16 protein-coding genes and 1 riboswitch are annotated in these 15,633 nt (G+C 67.1%); of the genes, 15 read left to right on the top strand and 1 reads right to left on the bottom strand.

All coding sequences use genetic code 11. From position 1 onward, the window contains the following. Positions 1-82 precede the first annotated feature (82 nt). The gene (locus tag LOY51_RS06665; protein ID WP_258645314.1) at positions 83-2,662 is read left to right on the top strand and encodes a dermonecrotic toxin domain-containing protein; all 2,580 of its coding nucleotides are present in this window, start codon (positions 83-85) and stop codon (positions 2,660-2,662) included. Positions 2,663-2,671: 9 nt separating this feature from the next. On the opposite strand, the gene LOY51_RS06670 is transcribed toward LOY51_RS06665, so the two are convergent. Beyond that, on the bottom strand, positions 2,672-3,250 hold the full coding sequence (locus LOY51_RS06670; protein ID WP_125857727.1) for a hypothetical protein: 579 nt from the start codon (positions 3,248-3,250) through the stop codon (positions 2,672-2,674). 151 nt (positions 3,251-3,401) lie between these two features. Next, positions 3,402-3,622: riboswitch (cobalamin riboswitch) on the top strand. Positions 3,623-3,732: 110 nt separating this feature from the next. Here LOY51_RS06670 and cobO point away from each other — a divergent pair. From cobO to LOY51_RS06740, 14 genes are all read left to right on the top strand, one after another. Beyond that, positions 3,733-4,344 carry a cob(I)yrinic acid a,c-diamide adenosyltransferase gene (gene cobO, locus LOY51_RS06675; protein ID WP_125857728.1) on the top strand — a complete coding sequence of 204 codons (612 nt, stop codon included), beginning with the start codon at positions 3,733-3,735 and terminating at the stop codon, positions 4,342-4,344. Beyond that, positions 4,341-5,636, top strand: coding sequence for a cobyrinic acid a,c-diamide synthase CobB (locus tag LOY51_RS06680; protein WP_258645317.1), 1,296 nt, complete (start codon positions 4,341-4,343; stop codon positions 5,634-5,636). The genes cobO and LOY51_RS06680 overlap by 4 nt, the downstream gene beginning before the upstream one ends. Continuing rightward, the gene (gene bluB, locus LOY51_RS06685; RefSeq protein ID WP_258645318.1) at positions 5,633-6,283 is read left to right on the top strand and encodes a 5,6-dimethylbenzimidazole synthase; all 651 of its coding nucleotides are present in this window, start codon (positions 5,633-5,635) and stop codon (positions 6,281-6,283) included. The genes LOY51_RS06680 and bluB overlap by 4 nt, the downstream gene beginning before the upstream one ends. Continuing rightward, on the top strand, positions 6,280-7,188 hold the full coding sequence (gene cbiB / locus LOY51_RS06690) for an adenosylcobinamide-phosphate synthase CbiB (protein WP_258645320.1): 909 nt from the start codon (positions 6,280-6,282) through the stop codon (positions 7,186-7,188). The genes bluB and cbiB overlap by 4 nt, the downstream gene beginning before the upstream one ends. Then, positions 7,181-8,173: a threonine-phosphate decarboxylase CobD gene (cobD, locus tag LOY51_RS06695; RefSeq protein ID WP_258645323.1), complete on the top strand. Its 993-nt coding sequence runs from the start codon at positions 7,181-7,183 to the stop codon at positions 8,171-8,173. Before cbiB ends, cobD begins: the two co-directional genes overlap by 8 nt. Beyond that, complete coding sequence (locus tag LOY51_RS06700; protein WP_258645326.1) at positions 8,170-9,633, top strand: cobyric acid synthase; 1,464 nt, start codon at positions 8,170-8,172, stop codon at positions 9,631-9,633. Before cobD ends, LOY51_RS06700 begins: the two co-directional genes overlap by 4 nt. After that, positions 9,626-10,147 carry a bifunctional adenosylcobinamide kinase/adenosylcobinamide-phosphate guanylyltransferase gene (gene cobU / locus LOY51_RS06705; protein ID WP_258645328.1) on the top strand — a complete coding sequence of 174 codons (522 nt, stop codon included), beginning with the start codon at positions 9,626-9,628 and terminating at the stop codon, positions 10,145-10,147. The genes LOY51_RS06700 and cobU overlap by 8 nt, the downstream gene beginning before the upstream one ends. Next, positions 10,144-11,199 (top strand): nicotinate-nucleotide--dimethylbenzimidazole phosphoribosyltransferase, encoded by a 1,056-nt coding sequence (gene cobT / locus LOY51_RS06710; protein WP_125857735.1) that lies wholly within the window; start codon positions 10,144-10,146, stop codon positions 11,197-11,199. Before cobU ends, cobT begins: the two co-directional genes overlap by 4 nt. Further along, a complete protein-coding gene (cobC, locus tag LOY51_RS06715) occupies positions 11,196-11,765 on the top strand; it encodes an alpha-ribazole phosphatase family protein (protein ID WP_125462999.1) in 570 nt (189 codons plus the stop codon). Before cobT ends, cobC begins: the two co-directional genes overlap by 4 nt. Position 11,766: 1 nt before the next feature. Further along, positions 11,767-12,501, top strand: a complete 735-nt coding sequence (locus LOY51_RS06720; protein WP_258645332.1) for an adenosylcobinamide-GDP ribazoletransferase — start codon at positions 11,767-11,769, stop codon at positions 12,499-12,501. 98 nt (positions 12,502-12,599) lie between these two features. Further along, complete coding sequence (locus tag LOY51_RS06725; RefSeq protein ID WP_125857738.1) at positions 12,600-13,778, top strand: glycoside hydrolase family 5 protein; 1,179 nt, start codon at positions 12,600-12,602, stop codon at positions 13,776-13,778. Between the two features lie 54 nt (positions 13,779-13,832). Beyond that, positions 13,833-14,237: a MarR family winged helix-turn-helix transcriptional regulator gene (locus LOY51_RS06730; RefSeq protein WP_258645335.1), complete on the top strand. Its 405-nt coding sequence runs from the start codon at positions 13,833-13,835 to the stop codon at positions 14,235-14,237. 64 nt (positions 14,238-14,301) lie between these two features. After that, entirely contained in the window at positions 14,302-15,504 is a 1,203-nt protein-coding gene (locus LOY51_RS06735) for an MFS transporter (protein WP_125857739.1), read from the top strand. After that, on the top strand, positions 15,501-15,623 hold the full coding sequence (locus tag LOY51_RS06740) for a hypothetical protein (protein WP_258645338.1): 123 nt from the start codon (positions 15,501-15,503) through the stop codon (positions 15,621-15,623). Before LOY51_RS06735 ends, LOY51_RS06740 begins: the two co-directional genes overlap by 4 nt. Positions 15,624-15,633: the final 10 nt, after the last annotated feature.

The following is a 15,633-nucleotide window of genomic DNA, read 5'->3' on the forward strand; positions in this document are numbered from 1 at the left end:
TGCGCAGGTACATACCTACCGCCCCCGAGGTTCATCGCCCAGCCAGGATGCGTGTTCGATCACGACATCAAGGAGCGGGGTTATGAGCAGCAGTATCAAGGAGCGCGTGGAACAGAGCCTCGACGCGGTGGAGGCGGGGCGGCCGTTGGTTCGCCTGGTGGACGAGGTGATTCGCGAGTATCCCGACCCGTACGTACTGGCGAGCCAGCATGCGCAGCGCATTCTGCTCAAGCATACGGGGAAGGCCATCGATCCGCGTTTCGTCTGGTGGCACCAGTTTGACGGGGCCACCAGCAGCAGCCACAGCTTCACGGGGTGGCGGCACAGCGGGCCGCCACGCAAATCGATGCACCTGGTCGAGTTGCTGATCAATCGTTTCGATGCTCGGTTTCAGGACGCACCGGACGAGCTTGATCTTTATGGCGGCTTTTATCGCCAAGGGCCACACGCCAGCCACTTCGATGAGCGTAATGAAGTGGCGATGCTGGGCAGCAAGGTCCAGCAGGATTTGTGGGCACTGGACTTCGCGGTGGCCTATCGCGATGCAGTCACGCGTTTCTGGGCCAACTATTCCGGGCACTTTCGCGCACTGGCGAAGGTGAATGTGCTGGGGCAGGGGGCCAGCGCGTTGAGAGCAGGACGCATCAACCGTAGCGACTGGGCGTTGTTGCGTGCGATGGCCGCTGACGACCTGGCCGATGGCGAGCTGCCGACGCTGGCCAAACTCGAGCAGGACAGCACCACACACACCTTTTCCGTCAACCGCTATGTGCTTGACCAGGGCGACCGCGGCTGCCTCTACAGTTTTACGGTGGCCAGCGGTCGCACCCTGCTTTACCGTCCATGGGCCTCGCAAGCGCTCATCGGCTTTGCTTCGGAATTGGCCATGGCAGGTTGGTTGCGTACGCAGCTGCAGGACCGCGACACCTTGGCTCACCATGTGCTGGCGGCCCATACCGACGCGCGTGACCCGTCACGCGCCCAGGCGGTCAGGACTCACCTGCAGAGTATCGCCAGCAGCGCGAGCGATCAGGCGGCCCTGCACCTGCTCGGCTTCATGAAGCGAACCGTCAGCTCCGATATCTTCAGCCACCTGGCTAACCAGGCCACAACCGAGATGAGTGACAACGCGTCGGCGATCATCGGCAACGCCGAGTTGCGCAAGGCGATGTGGAGCGGTTATCTCGCGGCGTTCATCAAGGTGTTCGGTGGCTTCGCCCCCCTAGGTTGGCCCATGACCCTGATGTTGCTGGGCGCCAGTCTCGCCAAGCTGGGTCTGGACGTCGATGCGTCCCTGCATGCGGCGGACGAGCAGAGCCGCAAGGCGGCGCTGCGCAACGCCATGCTCGACTCGGTATTCGCGGCATTGAACATGGTCGATCTGGGGTTCCAATCGAGTTATGCGTCGCTGACCTATGAATCATCTGTCGGCGAGGCGGATATCGATCTGAATCGCTGGCAGGTGGCACAGGCCGCCCCGCAGCCGATGGAACACCTCGAATCCAATCAAATCGTCAGTGGCGATTTGGTCAGCGACGGGCGTTTGCGCGGTATCAGGGTCACAACCGATGGCGGTTGCTGGATCGAACTCGATGGCCTGTCCTATCGCGTGCGCTACAACCACGACCTGCACGTCTGGCAGATCGTACCTGCTCATAACCCCTTCGCTTTCAGCCCGCTGTATCCGGTGCGCCTGAGCGCCGCCGGGGATTGGGAGCTGCTGGTGCCGCCGAAGCTGGCTGGCGGAGCGCCGCCTGCCGTGGATGGCATGCCCAGCGTCACCTCGCGCTTCTGGGACAGCCACATGGTCATCGAAGAAACGCGGAGCAAGCTGGTTGCCGCCCAGGTGTTGCGTCGCCATAAAGCATTGCTTGATACCAGCGAAGTACCACGGCTGGCCCCCGGCCAAGCCCCTGATCTGGACGAGCGAGGCCTGGATTGTGTGCGGGTCGAGGGCCAGACGCGTTACTCGTATCGCTCGGGCCGCGAATTCTACAACTCCCTGATCGAGTACTACACCAGCGACGAATCCAGGGTGAATGATGTGTTCCGTTCGGGTAGCTATCGCTATGGGGACGAGGACGACTACATCCAGGCGCTTGCCGACAGTCTCGAGCGCTTGCCCAGAAACAACGGGGCCAGCCTCTACCGCGGAGGCAATGCCTCGCGCGGCACGGGTGGAGGGAATTATCGAAACGGCCAGATCAGGGTAGGGGATGTGCTGGTCAATACCGACCTGACCTCATTCACCGAGAACCCCTTCATGGTTGCCGAGTTCGCATCGCGATCGGCCGTGAGCGCGCCGGGGAACCTGCCGGGATTGTTCGACGACAGTTCGGTGGTGTTCGAGTTGCCGGCCGGTTGGTACCAGGACGGCACGCCGATCAGCGCGTTTTCCCTTTACTGGGATGAAAGCGAGACACTGTTCCTGCCGGGGCGCTACTTTCGAATCGTCAAGCTGGAGCAGGTTTACGGTGAACATTACCGCTTTATCCATGTGACCCTGCAACAGATCCCCAAACCTGCCTCGGGGACCCTCTACGATCTGCGCACGGGGCTGGTGTTCGACGCCCAGGCCTACGAAGCACGCTTCAAGACACCGGGGCTTGCGCAGCGCTTCTTTGCGGCTGATAGCCCCGCTGCCAGCGTGAGTCCGGCCTGAGTCGGCCACTCAGGCTTGCTTGAGCAGCAGCGCCACCCCCGGGTAGTACTGCCCCAGCTCGTTGTGCAGCTTGCGGTAGGCGTAGGGGAAATACCAGGCGATGGCGCAGGCGGTGTGCTTCTGCAGGTCGTCGACCAGGTCCTGAAGCTCTTCGGGGCTGGCGTGCTGGCCGGTTTTCCAGGGAGTGACGAACAGCGCGCCGGCCTTCAGCTGGCTGGCATAACCGATGTGCTTGGCCTGGGCGGCGGTTTCCTGCAGCGCCGAGGCCAGGTCGAGGCGGGCGATACGTGGCCAGCGCTGGCCGGCATGCAGGTGCACAGAGGCTTCGGCGTTGCTGATCGACAGGTCGCATCGCCCCTCGCGCTCACCCTCGTCGCGTTGCTTCTTGCTCTGGTGCTGCTGCAGTGCCACCAGCTCGCCTTGCCAGGCCGCTGCCGCGAGCATGCCGACGTTGGCGGCGCTGCCATGCCAGTAGGGCGCGTCAGCGTCCCCTTGCAGCTGGTTGAAACGATCGATGCAGTCGACCCAGCGCTCCAGCGCCGGGCGCAGGAACTCGAAGTGGGTATTGTTGATGATCAGGCCTTGCATGCTGGGCGCTCCTTGTCATTGTCATTGAGGTCAGCGAGATTGATGGCTAAGTGATATCACTGCCATCAGTGTGGCACAAGCCGACGGATTGGCCATTGATCCAGGCCAGTTCGGCCCACGTTCGATTGACGCTCCCGGTGCAACCCTCTAACCTTCGCGGCGTGTTTCAGGTGCCCTGCGAACCGTGGTTTGGCAGGGTGAAACTGGGAAGCCGGTGGGCGCCAGCAGGCGCGATTCCGGCGCTGCCCCCGCAACGGTAAGTGAGTGCAAAACCGCGCAGGGCCACTGGGTGCAAGCACCCGGGAAGGCGCGCAGGCAAGGGCCAGGTGCCCGCTCACAAGCCCGGAGACCGGCCTGGAACTGCCAACGGCATCACGGAGGGTGATGCGCAGTGCGATGTGGCCCAGGCCACGGCCCCTGCGCGTTCTCCGTCTGCCCGCCTTTTACCTGTCGCCTGGCTGCGACAGCTGCGGAGAACCCTGATGAGCGAATCCCCCGAACGCGACGAACGCCACCTGGCGCGCATGCAGCGCAAGAAGGCGCTCATCGACGAGCGCATCGCCAACTCCCCGAACGAATGCGGCTTGCTGCTGGTACTCACCGGCAACGGCAAGGGCAAGAGCAGCTCGGCCTTCGGCATGCTCGCCCGGGCCATGGGGCACGGCATGCAGTGCGGCGTGGTGCAGTTCATCAAGGGCCGCAACAGCACCGGCGAGGAACTGTTCTTCCGGCGCTTCCCCGAGCAGGTGAGCTACCACGTGATGGGCGAGGGCTTCACCTGGGAAACCCAGGACCGCCAGCGCGACATCGCCGCTGCCGAGGCCGCCTGGGCCGTGTCGCGCCAGTTGCTGCAGGACCCAGCGATCCAGTTCGTCGTGCTCGATGAACTGAACATCGCCCTCAAGCACGGCTACCTCGACCTCGACCAGGTGCTCAGCGATATCCAGGCCCGCCCGCCGATGCAGCACGTGATCGTCACCGGCCGTGCGGCCAAGCCCGAGATGGTCGAACTGGCCGATACCGTCACCGAGATGGGCATGCTCAAACATGCGTTCCAGGCCGGTATCCGCGCACAGAAGGGCGTTGAACTGTGAGTGAAGCACGTCAGTGCCCGGCGGTGCTGATCGCAGCCCCAGCCTCCGGCCAGGGCAAGACCACCGTCACCGCCGCCCTTGCGCGCCTGCACCGCAATCTCGGGCGCAAGGTGCGGGTGTTCAAGTGCGGCCCGGACTTCCTCGACCCGATGATCCTCGAGCGTGCCAGCGGCGCGCCGGTGTACCAGCTGGACCTGTGGATGATCGGTGCCGATGAGAGCCGTCGCCTGCTGTGGGAAGCGGCCCGCGATGCCGACCTGATCCTGATCGAAGGGGTGATGGGGCTGTTCGACGGCACCCCGTCGAGTGCCGACCTTGCGCGCCACTTCGGCGTGCCGGTGCTGGCCGTGATCGACGGCACGGCCATGGCCCAGACCTTCGGCGCCCTGGCCCTGGGCCTGGCGCGCTACCAGCCGGACCTGCCGTTTGCCGGTGTGCTGGCCAACCGCGTCGGCACCTTGCGCCACGCGCAACTGCTCGAAGGCAGCCTGACCGAAGGCCTGCGCTGGTACGGCGGGCTGTCCCGCGAGCGCGGCATCGAGCTGCCCAGCCGCCACCTCGGGCTGGTCCAGGCCAGCGAGCTGAATGACCTGGATGCGCGCCTGGACGCCGCCGCCGAAGCGCTCGCCGCCAGTTGCGATGCGGCGTTGCCGCCAGCGGTGAGTTTTGCCGCGCCAGCGCCTGCAGCGCTTGCGACTTCGCTCAAGGGTGTGCGCATCGGCGTGGCCCGTGACGAAGCCTTCGCCTTCACCTACGGCGCCAACCTGGAGCTGCTGCGCAACCTCGGCGCACACCTCGAATTCTTCTCGCCGCTGCATGACCGCGAATTGCCCGCTGTGGATAGCCTGTACCTGCCCGGTGGCTACCCGGAGCTTCACCACCACGCACTGGCCGCCAATGCGCCGATGCTGGAGGCGATCCGCGCCCACCATGCCCAGGGCAAGCCCTTGCTGGCCGAATGCGGCGGCATGCTCTACCTGCTCGATGCCCTGACCGACGTGGCCGGCGAACGTGCCGCGCTGCTCGGCCTGCTGCCGGGCGAGGCGACCATGCAGAAGCGCCTGGCCGCCCTGGCCTTGCAGGCGGTCGAACTGCCGGAAGGCACCCTGCGCGGGCACACCTACCACCACTCGCTGACCAGCACCGCGCTGGAACCGATCGCCCGCGGCCTGAGCCCCAACGGCGGCCGTGGCAACGAAGCGGTGTACCGCCTGGGCCGGCTGACCGCCTCCTACGTGCATTTCTACTTCCCCTCCAACCCCGACGCGGCGGCGGCGCTGCTGCGACCATGAGCGACCACGCCTACAGCGCCGCCGAGCGCGCGGCCGTCTACCGGGCCATCGGTGAGCGCCGCGACATGCGCCATTTCGCCGGTGGCGAGGTGGCGCCGGAGCTGCTGGCACGCCTGCTTGCCGCCGCGCACCAGGCGCCGAGCGTCGGCCTGATGCAGCCGTGGCGTTTCATCCGCATTACCCGCACCGAGCTGCGCACGCGTATCCAGGCGCTGGTCGAGGACGAGCGGGTACGCACCGCCGACGCCTTGAACGAGCGCTCCGATGAATTCATGAAGCTCAAGGTCGAGGGCATCAACGACTGCGCCGAACTGTGGGTGGCGGCGTTGATGGACAACCGCGAGCCGCACATCTTCGGCCGTCGCACTCTGCCGGAAATGGACCTGGCCTCGCTGGCCTGTGCCATCCAGAACCTCTGGTTGGCGGCGCGTGCCGAGGGCCTGGGCATGGGCTGGGTGTCGCTGTTCGAGCCACAGGCTTTGGCCGAGCTGCTGGGCATGCCCGCCGGGGCCAAGCCGGTGGCGGTGCTGTGCCTGGGGCCGGTGATCGAGTTCTACCCGGCGCCGATGCTGGTGCTGGAAAACTGGGCCGAGCAACGGCCCCTGAGCGAAATGCTGTACGAGAACCATTGGGGAGACCGGCCATGAGCGTGGCCTTGCTGACTGTCGCGGGCGTGGCCCTGGACGCCTTGCTCGGCGAGCCGCAACGCCGCCATCCGTTGGTGGGCTTCGGCAACCTGGCGGCGAACCTGGAGCGGCGCCTGAACGCCGGTGGCCGTGGCTGGCGCAGCCATGGTGTCAGCGCCTGGTTTCTCGCCGTGGTGCCATTGACCCTGCTGGCGCTGATCCTGTCCTGGCTGCCGTACGTTGGTTGGATGGTCGATGTGCTGGCGCTGTACTGCGCGCTGGGCCTGCGCAGCCTCGGCGAGCATGTGCTGCCGGTGGCCCAGGCCCTGCGTCAGGGTGACCTGGACGAAGCGCGGCGCCGCGTCGGTTACCTGGTCAGCCGCGAAACCCGCGAGCTGGACGAGCCCGCGGTAGCCCGGGCAGCCACCGAATCGGTGCTGGAGAACGGCAGCGATGCAGTGTTCGCCGCGTTGTTCTGGTTTGCCGTGGCCGGTGCGCCGGGGGTGGTGCTGTATCGCCTGAGCAATACCCTCGATGCCATGTGGGGTTATCGCAACGAACGCTTCGAACGCTTCGGCTGGTGCGCGGCGCGCATCGACGACGTACTCAACTACATTCCCGCGCGCCTGGTGGCGCTGACCTACGCTGTGCTCGGCAAGACCCGCCTGGCGCTGCGCTGCTGGCGCCAGCAGGGGCCGCTGTGGGACAGCCCCAACGCCGGCCCGGTGATGGCCGCCGGCGCTGGTGCGCTGGCTGTGGAGTTGGGAGGGCCTGCGGTGTACCACGGCGAGCTGCACGAGCGGCCGCGCCTGGGCGAGGGGCCGATGGCCGACGCCGACGCCATCGAGCGCGGCTGGAGCCTGGTGCAGCGTGGGGTGTGGCTATGGTTGCTGGTGATCTGCCTGGGGAGTTACCTGAATGCTTGAACACGGTGGCCGCCTGCTGCGGGCGGTGGCGCAGTACGCAATTGCCCGCGAGCGTTGGCTCGACCTGTCCAGCGGCATCGCGCCCTGGCCCTATGCCGTGCCGTCGATTCCCCAGGAGGCCTGGGCGCGACTGCCGGAAACCGAGGACGGCCTGGAGCAGGCGGCGCGCACCTACTATCACGCCGATCTGTTGCTGGCCGTGGCCGGTTCCCAGGCGGCGATCCAGGCCCTGCCGCAGCTGCGCGCGCCTGGGCGAGTCGGGGTGCTGACACCCTGTTACGCCGAGCATCCCCACGCCTGGCAGCGCGCAGGGCACACGCTGGTCGAGCTGGCTGACGAGCAGGTCGATGAGGCAATCGACAGCCTCGACGTGCTGGTGCTGGTCAACCCCAACAACCCCACCGGCCGGCTGATCCCCCGTGAGCGCCTGTTGGCCTGGCATGCCCGGCTGGCAGAGCGGGGCGGCTGGCTGGTGGTCGACGAAGCGTTCATCGACAACACCCCGCGGCTCAGCCTGTGCGGCCATGTGGATCGGCCTGGGCTGATCGTGTTGCGCTCGTTCGGCAAGTTCTTCGGCCTGGCGGGGGTGCGGCTGGGCTTCGTGATGGCGCAGCCGGCACTGCTGCAGGCGCTGGCCGAGCTGCTGGGGCCGTGGACGGTGAGCGGCCCGACTCGGGTGCTGGGCAAGGTGTGCCTGGCCGATGAACTGGCCCACCTGATGCAGATCGACCGCTGCGCCAAGGCCCGCGCGCGGCTGGTGGCGTTGCTGGGCGAAGCCGGCCTGGCGCCGACCGGGGGCTGCGACCTGTTCCAGTACGTGGCCACCGAGCGTGCGGCGCAACTATATGAATACCTCGCCCGGCGCGGCATCCTCGTGCGCCTGTTCGAGCAACCGGCGGCGCTGCGCTTCGGCCTGCCGGCCAATGCGGCGCAGGAGCAGCGCCTGCGCGAGGCGCTGCTGGATTATCAAAAGGAATCGGCATGACCACCCTGATGGTGCAAGGCACCACTTCCGATGCCGGCAAAAGCACGCTGGTTACCGCCCTGTGCCGCTGGCTGCTGCGCCAAGGCGTAGCAGTGGTGCCGTTCAAACCGCAGAACATGGCGCTCAACAGCGCTGTGACCGCCGACGGTGGCGAAATCGGCCGCGCCCAGGCGGTGCAGGCCCAAGCCTGCCGGCTGGCGCCGCACACCGACATGAACCCGGTGCTGCTCAAGCCCAACAGCGACACCGGGGCCCAGGTGATCATCCATGGGCGCGCGGTCACCAGCATGAACGCCGTCGCCTACCACGGCTACAAAGCCATCGCCATGCAGGCGGTGCTGGCCTCCCACGAGCGGCTTGAGCAGGCCTATCAAGTGGTGATGGTCGAAGGCGCAGGCTCCCCTGCCGAGATCAACCTGCGCGCCGGCGACATCGCCAACATGGGCTTCGCCGAAGCGGTCGACTGCCCGGTGATCCTGGTGGCCGATATCAACCGTGGCGGGGTGTTCGCCCATCTGGTCGGTACCCTGGAGCTGCTCTCGCCGAGCGAGCAGGCGCGGGTCGAAGGCTTCGTCATCAACCGCTTCCGTGGCGATATCGCCTTGCTGCAACCGGGCCTGGACTGGCTGGAGCAGCGCACCGGCAAGCCGGTGCTTGGCGTGCTGCCCTTTGTCACCGACCTGCACCTGGAGGCCGAGGACGGCATCGACGTGCGCCAGGCGGTCAAGGGCGAACGGCTGCTCAAGGTGATAGTCCCGGTGCTGCCGCGCATCAGCAACCACACCGATTTCGACCCGCTGCGCCTGCACCCGCAGGTCGACCTGCAATTCATCGGCCCGGGCCAGCCGATCCCGCCCGCCGACCTGATCATCCTGCCCGGCTCCAAGAGCGTGCGCGGTGACCTGGCGCAGTTGCGCGCGCGTGGCTGGGACACGGCCATCGCCCGGCATTTGCGCTATGGCGGCAAGCTGATCGGCATTTGCGGTGGGTTGCAGATGCTGGGCCGCGACGTTCACGATCCGCTCGGCCTGGAAGGCCCGGCCGGTTCCAGTGCCGGGCTTGGCCTGCTGGACTACGAGACGGTGCTTGAGGCCGAGAAGCAACTGCGCAACGTCAGCGGCACGCTGGCCTTGGAGCAGTCACCGATCGCGGGCTACGAAATTCACGCCGGAGTCACCCGTGGCCCGGCCCTGGAGCATCCGGCCGTGCAACTGCAAGACGGCCGCTGCGACGGTGCCATCAGTGCCGACGGGCAGATTCTCGCCACCTATCTGCACGGCCTGTTCGAAGGCAGCCAGTCGTGCGCGGCACTGCTGCGTTGGGCCGGGCTTGCCGATGTACAGGCCATCGACTACGAGGCCCTGCGCGAGCGCGATATCGAGCGCCTGGCCGACCTGGTCGAGCAGCACCTGGACACCGCGCATCTGCGCCAGCTGTGTGGAGTCACTGCCCATGCGTAACCTGATCCTCGGCGGCGCCCGCTCGGGCAAGAGCCGCCTGGCCGAGCAACTGGCCAGCAGCAGCGGCCTGTCGGTGACCTACATCGCCACCAGCGAGCCCTTGGATGGCGAGATGAACGAACGGGTACGCCTGCACCGTGAACGCCGCCCGGCTGACTGGGGGCTGATCGAAGAACCCTTGGCCCTGGCCAAGGTGCTGCGTGCCGAAGCCGGCGCAGGCCGTTGCCTGCTGGTGGACTGTCTGACGCTGTGGCTGACCAACCTGCTGATGCTCGATGACGAGCAACGCCTGGTGCAGGAGCGCGATGCGCTGCTGGCGTGCCTTGAGCAATTGCCGGGCACGATCATCCTGGTCAGCAACGAAACCGGCCTGGGCGTGGTGCCCATGGGCGAACTGACCCGCCGCTACGTCGACCACGCCGGGCTGTTGCACCAGGCCGTGGCCGAGCGCTGCCAGCGCGTGGTGCTGACCGTGGCCGGCCTCCCTCTCATGCTCAAAGGACCCACTCTATGACCCAGATGTGGTGGCGTGATGCCTGCCAATCCCTCGACACCGCCGCCATGCACCAGGCCCGCGCCCGTCAGCAGCAACTGACCAAGCCCGCCGGTTCCCTCGGCCAGCTCGAAGGCCTGGCGATTCACCTGGCCGCCTTGCAGGGGCGCGAGCGGCCCAGCGTGGACAAGGTGGCGATCAGCATCTTCGCCGGCGACCACGGGGTGGTGGAGGAGGGCATCTCCGCCTACCCGCAAGCGGTGACCGGGCAGATGCTGCGCAACTTCGTCGGCGGCGGTGCGGCAATCAGCGTACTGGCCCGCCAGTTGGATGCAGGTCTGGAGGTGGTCGACCTCGGCACCATCGATCCGTCCCTCGAACTGCCCGGCGTGCACCACCTGCGCCTGGGCGCGGGCACGGCCAACTTCGCCCGCCAGCCGGCGATGACCGACACCCAGCTGGCCGCCGCCCTGCAGGCCGGTCGCGACAGCGCCCTGCGTGCGGTCGAGGACGGCGCCCAGCTGTTCATCGGCGGCGAGATGGGCATTGGCAACACCACGGCGGCAGCGGCCCTGGCCAGCACCTTGCTGAGCTGCCCGGCGCGTGAACTGAGCGGGCCGGGCACCGGCCTGGACAGCGCCGGTGTGCGGCACAAGGCCGAGGTGATCGAGGCGGCGCTGGTACTGCACGGGTTGCGCGCCGACCAACCGCTGCAGGCCCTGGCCTGTGTCGGTGGTTTCGAGATCGCCGCGCTGGCCGGCGCCTACCTGGCCTGTGCCCAGCACGGCGTGGCGGTGCTGGTCGATGGCTTCATCTGCAGCGTCGCCGCCCTGGTGGCGGTACGCCTCAACCCGCAATGCCGCCCTTGGCTGCTGTTCGCCCACCAGGGCGCCGAGCCGGGCCACAAGATGCTGCTGGCCGCGTTGCAGGCCGAGCCACTGCTAGCCCTGGGCCTGCGCCTGGGCGAAGGCAGCGGTGCGGCGCTGGCTGTGCCACTGCTGCGCCTGGCCTGTGCCCTGCACGGGCAAATGGCAACCTTCGCCGAAGCGGCGGTGGCGGACCGCCCGGCATGATCCTCGACCTGCTGCGCCACGGCGAGACCGAACTGGGTGGCGGCCTGCGCGGCAGCCTGGACGATGCTCTGACCGCTACCGGCTGGGCCCAGATGCGCCAGGCCGTGGCACAGGCAGGCCCCTGGGACATCGTGGTCAGCTCACCGCTGCAACGCTGCGCGCTGTTCGCCGACGAGCTGGGCGCGCGCCTGGGCTTGCCGGTGCAGCGCGAGGCGGATGTGCGCGAGCTGCACTTTGGCGACTGGGAAGGCCGCAGCGCGGCGCAGATCATGCAGACCGAAGCCGATGCTCTGGGGCTGTTCTGGAACGACCCCTACGCCTTCACGCCGCCGGCCGGCGAGCCGGTGCTGGCGTTTGCCGAGCGAGTGGTGGCAGCGGTCGAACGCCTGGCCCGCGCGCATGCCGGCAAGCGCGTGCTGCTGGTCACCCACGGCGGGGTCATGCGCCTGTTGCTGGCAAGGGCGCGTGGCTTGCCCCGTGAGCAGCTGCTGCAAGTCGAGGTCGGCCATGGGGCGTTGATGCGCCTTGAGGCCAGCCTTGATGGCCATTTGCGCGAGGTTGGCTGAGATGCTGCCGTTCTGGATTGCCCTGCAGTTTCTCAGCAGCCTGCCGGTGAGCCTGCCAGGTATGCCGACGCCTGCGCAGATGGGGCGCTCGGTGCTGTTTTATCCCGCGGTCGGGCTGCTGTTCGGCCTGCTGCTGTGGCTGGCCAGCCATCTGCTCCAGGGTACGGCGGCGCCCTTGCACGCTGCGCTGTTGCTGGCCTTGTGGGTGCTGCTCAGCGGCGCCCTGCACCTGGACGGCCTGGCGGACAGCGCCGACGCCTGGCTGGGCGGCTTCGGCGACCGCGAACGCACCTTGCAGATCATGAAGGACCCGCGTAGCGGGCCGATTGCAGTGGTCACCCTGGTGCTGGTGCTGCTGCTCAAGTTCTGCGCTTTGTGGGTACTGGTGGAGGACGGCGCAGGCGGCCTGCTGGTGGTGGCGCCGATAGTCGGGCGGGCGGCGATGCTCGGACTGTTCCTGACCACGCCCTATGTGCGCCCGGGTGGACTGGGCACAGCATTGGCCGAGCATCTGCCGCGCCGGGCCGCTGGCTGGATACTGCTGGGCTGCGCCGGGGCCTTGGGCATGGCGGGCAGTTGGGCAGTGATGGCGGCTTTGCTGGCTGCACTGCTGGTATTCGGCTGGCTGCGCCAATTGATGTGCCGGCGGCTGGGGGGCACCACGGGCGACACCGCTGGCGCACTGCTGGAACTGCTCGAATTGACGGTGGTGGTGGCGCTGGCGGTGATGCGCTGAGCGGGTTGTCAGCGTGTGAATTTTCCTGCGGTTGTTGCGGAAATTTCCTTTGATGGGCTGACATATCCTCGGCAGCTCCACCCTCGCAAGGAGCGCACATGCGCCACTGGATCCTCGCCTGCCTGCTGGCCCTGAGCGGCCTGCCCGCGGGCGCCGCCGACCTGGTCGACTTCTGGAGCCTGCCGCGCCACGGCGGCAATAGCTTCAATCGACTGCCCCCCGACCAGGCCTACTTCAATGCGCTCAAGGGCTATGGGGCCAGTTGGGTGCGGCTTTCCTATGACAAGTGGCGGCCGTCGGCACGCGATTTCCTCCTGGGCACGGCGGATGACTATCAAGGGTTGGCGCAGGCCGATCTGCAACAGTTGTTGGAAGTCCTTGACCGTGCCCACGCGGCGGGCCTCAAAGTCGTGATCACGCCCTTGTCGCTACCGGGCATGCGTTGGGCGCAGAACAACCAGGGGCATTTCGATGACCGCTTGTGGCAGGACAAGCGCTTCTGGGACCAGTCCGCACGGTTCTGGCGTGACCTGGCACTGGCGCTCAGGGATCACCCGGCCATCGCCGCCTACAACCTCATCAACGAGCCCGCGCCGGAAAAACACGGTGGCCTGGCCGAGCACGCCACTGCGGCGCAGATGAAGCAGTGGTATCTGGGCCAGCAGGGTACTGCGCGCGACCTGCCGGCTCTTTACCGGCAACTGCTGGCGGCCATACGCGACGTCGACGAAAAGACGCCGGTCATGCTCGATGCCGGTTGGTACGCCGCCGCTGATGCTTTCGATTACTGGCCGTCGATACCGGACGACCCCCGCGTGCTGTATAGCGTGCACATGTATGAGCCTTATGCCGCCACCAGCGCGCCGAACATGGCCCGCCTGCAGCCGTTGGCCTACCCGGGGCCGGTGCCGTTCGCCGGGCAGGTGCAGCAGTGGGATGGCGAACGGGTCGCGCGGTACCTGCAGCAGCCATTGGACTGGGCCGCGTCGGTCGGGCTGCCGCGCTCGCGGCTGGTGGTCGGGGAGTTCGGCTGCATGCGCCGCCTGCCTGGGTGTCGGCAGTACCTGGAGGACGTGCTGACGGTGCTCGACCGCCAGCAGTTGCATTGGGCGTTCTACAGCTTCCGTGAAGACAGCTGGGACGGCATGGACTACGAACTGGGTGCGGCCAAGGTGCCTTGGCGGTATTGGCAGGCGATCGAACAGGGAGCGCCGGACCCGCTGCCACGCAAGGCCACACGGGAATTCGAGCCGATCCGCCGGCGCCTGCAGCCGTGACGGCGGCAATGAAACTTCTTGCAACATCCATATTGCGGGTATATACACGTAACCATGCTGACCAGTGAATGCATCTGTACCCACCTGCGTCGTGCTGCCCGTGGGGTGAGCCGACACTACGACGAGGCCCTTGCCGGCTTCGGCATCAATGTCGCCCAGTTTTCCCTGCTGCGCCATGTGCAGCGGCTCGACCGGCCGAGCATCACCAGCCTGGCCGAGGCCATGGGCCTTGAGCGCAGCACCTTGGGCCGCAATCTGCGGGTGCTGGAGGCCGAGGGGCTGGTGTGCCTGGCCGACGGCGATGACCAACGCAATCGGCTGGTGCTGTTGAGCGAGGCGGGCAAGGCGCGGCTTGAAGCGGCGTACCCGGCCTGGCAGCAGGCCCAGCAGCAACTGGTGGAACAACTGGGCGAAGGCCAGCGCGACGAACTGGTGCGCCTACTGGAGCGGCTGGCTTGATTCATTACGATCATAAGCGGGTATATACCCGCATAAACCTTGCGATGTGCTGGAGACAACGACAATGACTTCCGTATGGCGGACCAGCGGTTGGGTGCTTCTGGGGGCGGCGCTGATCCTTGCGCTGTCATTGGGTGTGCGGCATGGCTTCGGCCTGTTCCTGGCGCCGATGAGTGCCGATTTCGGCTGGGGCCGCGAGGTGTTCGCCTTCGCCATCGCCCTGCAGAACCTGATCTGGGGCCTGGCCCAGCCGTTCTCCGGCGCGCTGGCCGACCGGCTGGGCGCGGCGAAGGTGGTGATCATCGGCGGCATCCTGTACGCCACGGGGCTGGTGCTGATGGGCATGGCCGACTCGATCTGGTCGCTGTCGCTCAGTGCCGGCCTGTTGATCGGCATCGGGCTCTCAGGCACGTCGTTCTCGGTGATTCTCGGCGTGGTCGGCCGTGCCGTGCCGCCGGAAAAGCGCAGCATGGCCATGGGCATCGCCAGCGCGGCGGGTTCGTTCGGGCAGTTCGCCATGCTGCCCGGCACCCTCGGCCTGATCCAGTGGCTGGGCTGGTCGGCGGCGCTGCTGGTGCTGGGCCTGATGGTGGCGCTGATCGTGCCGCTGGTGGGCCTTTTGCGCGACAACCCGATGCCTGCCCAGGGCGCCGATCAGAGCCTTGTCCAGGCGTTGCGCGAGGCCTGCTCGCATTCTGGCTTCTGGTTGCTTGCCCTGGGCTTCTTCGTCTGCGGCTTCCAGGTGGTTTTCATCGGCGTGCACCTGCCGGCCTACCTGGTCGACCAGCACCTGCCGGCCATTACCGGTACCACGGTGCTGGCGCTGGTCGGGCTGTTCAACATCGTCGGTACCTACACCGCCGGCTGGCTGGGCGGGCGCATGTCCAAGCCGCGCCTGCTGACCGCGTTGTACCTTTTGCGGGCGGTGGTGATCGTGCTGTTCCTGTGGGCGCCGGTGACCCAGGTCAGCGCCTACCTGTTCGGCATCGCCATGGGCCTGCTGTGGCTGTCGACGGTGCCACTGACCAATGGCACCGTGGCCACGCTGTTCGGTGTGCGCAACCTGTCCATGCTCGGGGGTATCGTGTTCCTGTTCCATCAGCTGGGGGCGTTCCTGGGGGGCTGGCTGGGCGGTGTGGTGTATGACCAGACCGGCAGCTACGACCTGGTCTGGCAGATCTCGATCCTGCTCAGCCTGCTGGCCGCCGCGCTCAACTGGCCGGTGCGCGAACGCCCGGTGGCCCGGTTGCAGGCGCAGGCGGCATGAACCGGCAACTGGCGCGCAGCCTGCTGGCCCTGGCCGGGCTGCTGTTGCTGGCCTTGGTGTGGTGGGGCTGGCACAAGGGCGGGCTGGCGCTCATGCAACTGGGCATGAGCCTGTGTTAGGCGCTACCCT

The sequence above is a fragment of the Pseudomonas sichuanensis genome (genome assembly GCF_024749065.1).
Taxonomy (GTDB): Bacteria; Pseudomonadota; Gammaproteobacteria; order Pseudomonadales; family Pseudomonadaceae; genus Aquipseudomonas; species Aquipseudomonas sichuanensis.

Bases quoted from the DNA above. Each gene is read 5' to 3' on its own strand.
- cbiB (WP_258645320.1), top strand. From the start codon at position 6,280: ATGAGCGTGGCCTTGCTGACTGTCGCGGGCGTGGCCCTGGACGCCTTG.
- bluB (WP_258645318.1), top strand. From the start codon at position 5,633: ATGAGCGACCACGCCTACAGCGCCGCCGAGCGCGCGGCCGTCTACCGG.
- LOY51_RS06725 (WP_125857738.1), top strand. From the start codon at position 12,600: ATGCGCCACTGGATCCTCGCCTGCCTGCTGGCCCTGAGCGGCCTGCCC.
- cobO (WP_125857728.1), top strand. From the start codon at position 3,733: ATGAGCGAATCCCCCGAACGCGACGAACGCCACCTGGCGCGCATGCAG.
- LOY51_RS06740 (WP_258645338.1), top strand. From the start codon at position 15,501: ATGAACCGGCAACTGGCGCGCAGCCTGCTGGCCCTGGCCGGGCTGCTG.
- LOY51_RS06735 (WP_125857739.1), top strand. From the start codon at position 14,302: ATGACTTCCGTATGGCGGACCAGCGGTTGGGTGCTTCTGGGGGCGGCG.
- LOY51_RS06665 (WP_258645314.1), top strand. From the start codon at position 83: ATGAGCAGCAGTATCAAGGAGCGCGTGGAACAGAGCCTCGACGCGGTG.
- LOY51_RS06720 (WP_258645332.1), top strand. From the start codon at position 11,767: ATGCTGCCGTTCTGGATTGCCCTGCAGTTTCTCAGCAGCCTGCCGGTG.
- LOY51_RS06670 (WP_125857727.1), bottom strand. From the start codon at position 3,250: ATGCAAGGCCTGATCATCAACAATACCCACTTCGAGTTCCTGCGCCCG.
- LOY51_RS06730 (WP_258645335.1), top strand. From the start codon at position 13,833: ATGCTGACCAGTGAATGCATCTGTACCCACCTGCGTCGTGCTGCCCGT.
- LOY51_RS06700 (WP_258645326.1), top strand. From the start codon at position 8,170: ATGACCACCCTGATGGTGCAAGGCACCACTTCCGATGCCGGCAAAAGC.
- cobC (WP_125462999.1), top strand. From the start codon at position 11,196: ATGATCCTCGACCTGCTGCGCCACGGCGAGACCGAACTGGGTGGCGGC.
- cobT (WP_125857735.1), top strand. From the start codon at position 10,144: ATGACCCAGATGTGGTGGCGTGATGCCTGCCAATCCCTCGACACCGCC.
- cobU (WP_258645328.1), top strand. From the start codon at position 9,626: ATGCGTAACCTGATCCTCGGCGGCGCCCGCTCGGGCAAGAGCCGCCTG.
- cobD (WP_258645323.1), top strand. From the start codon at position 7,181: ATGCTTGAACACGGTGGCCGCCTGCTGCGGGCGGTGGCGCAGTACGCA.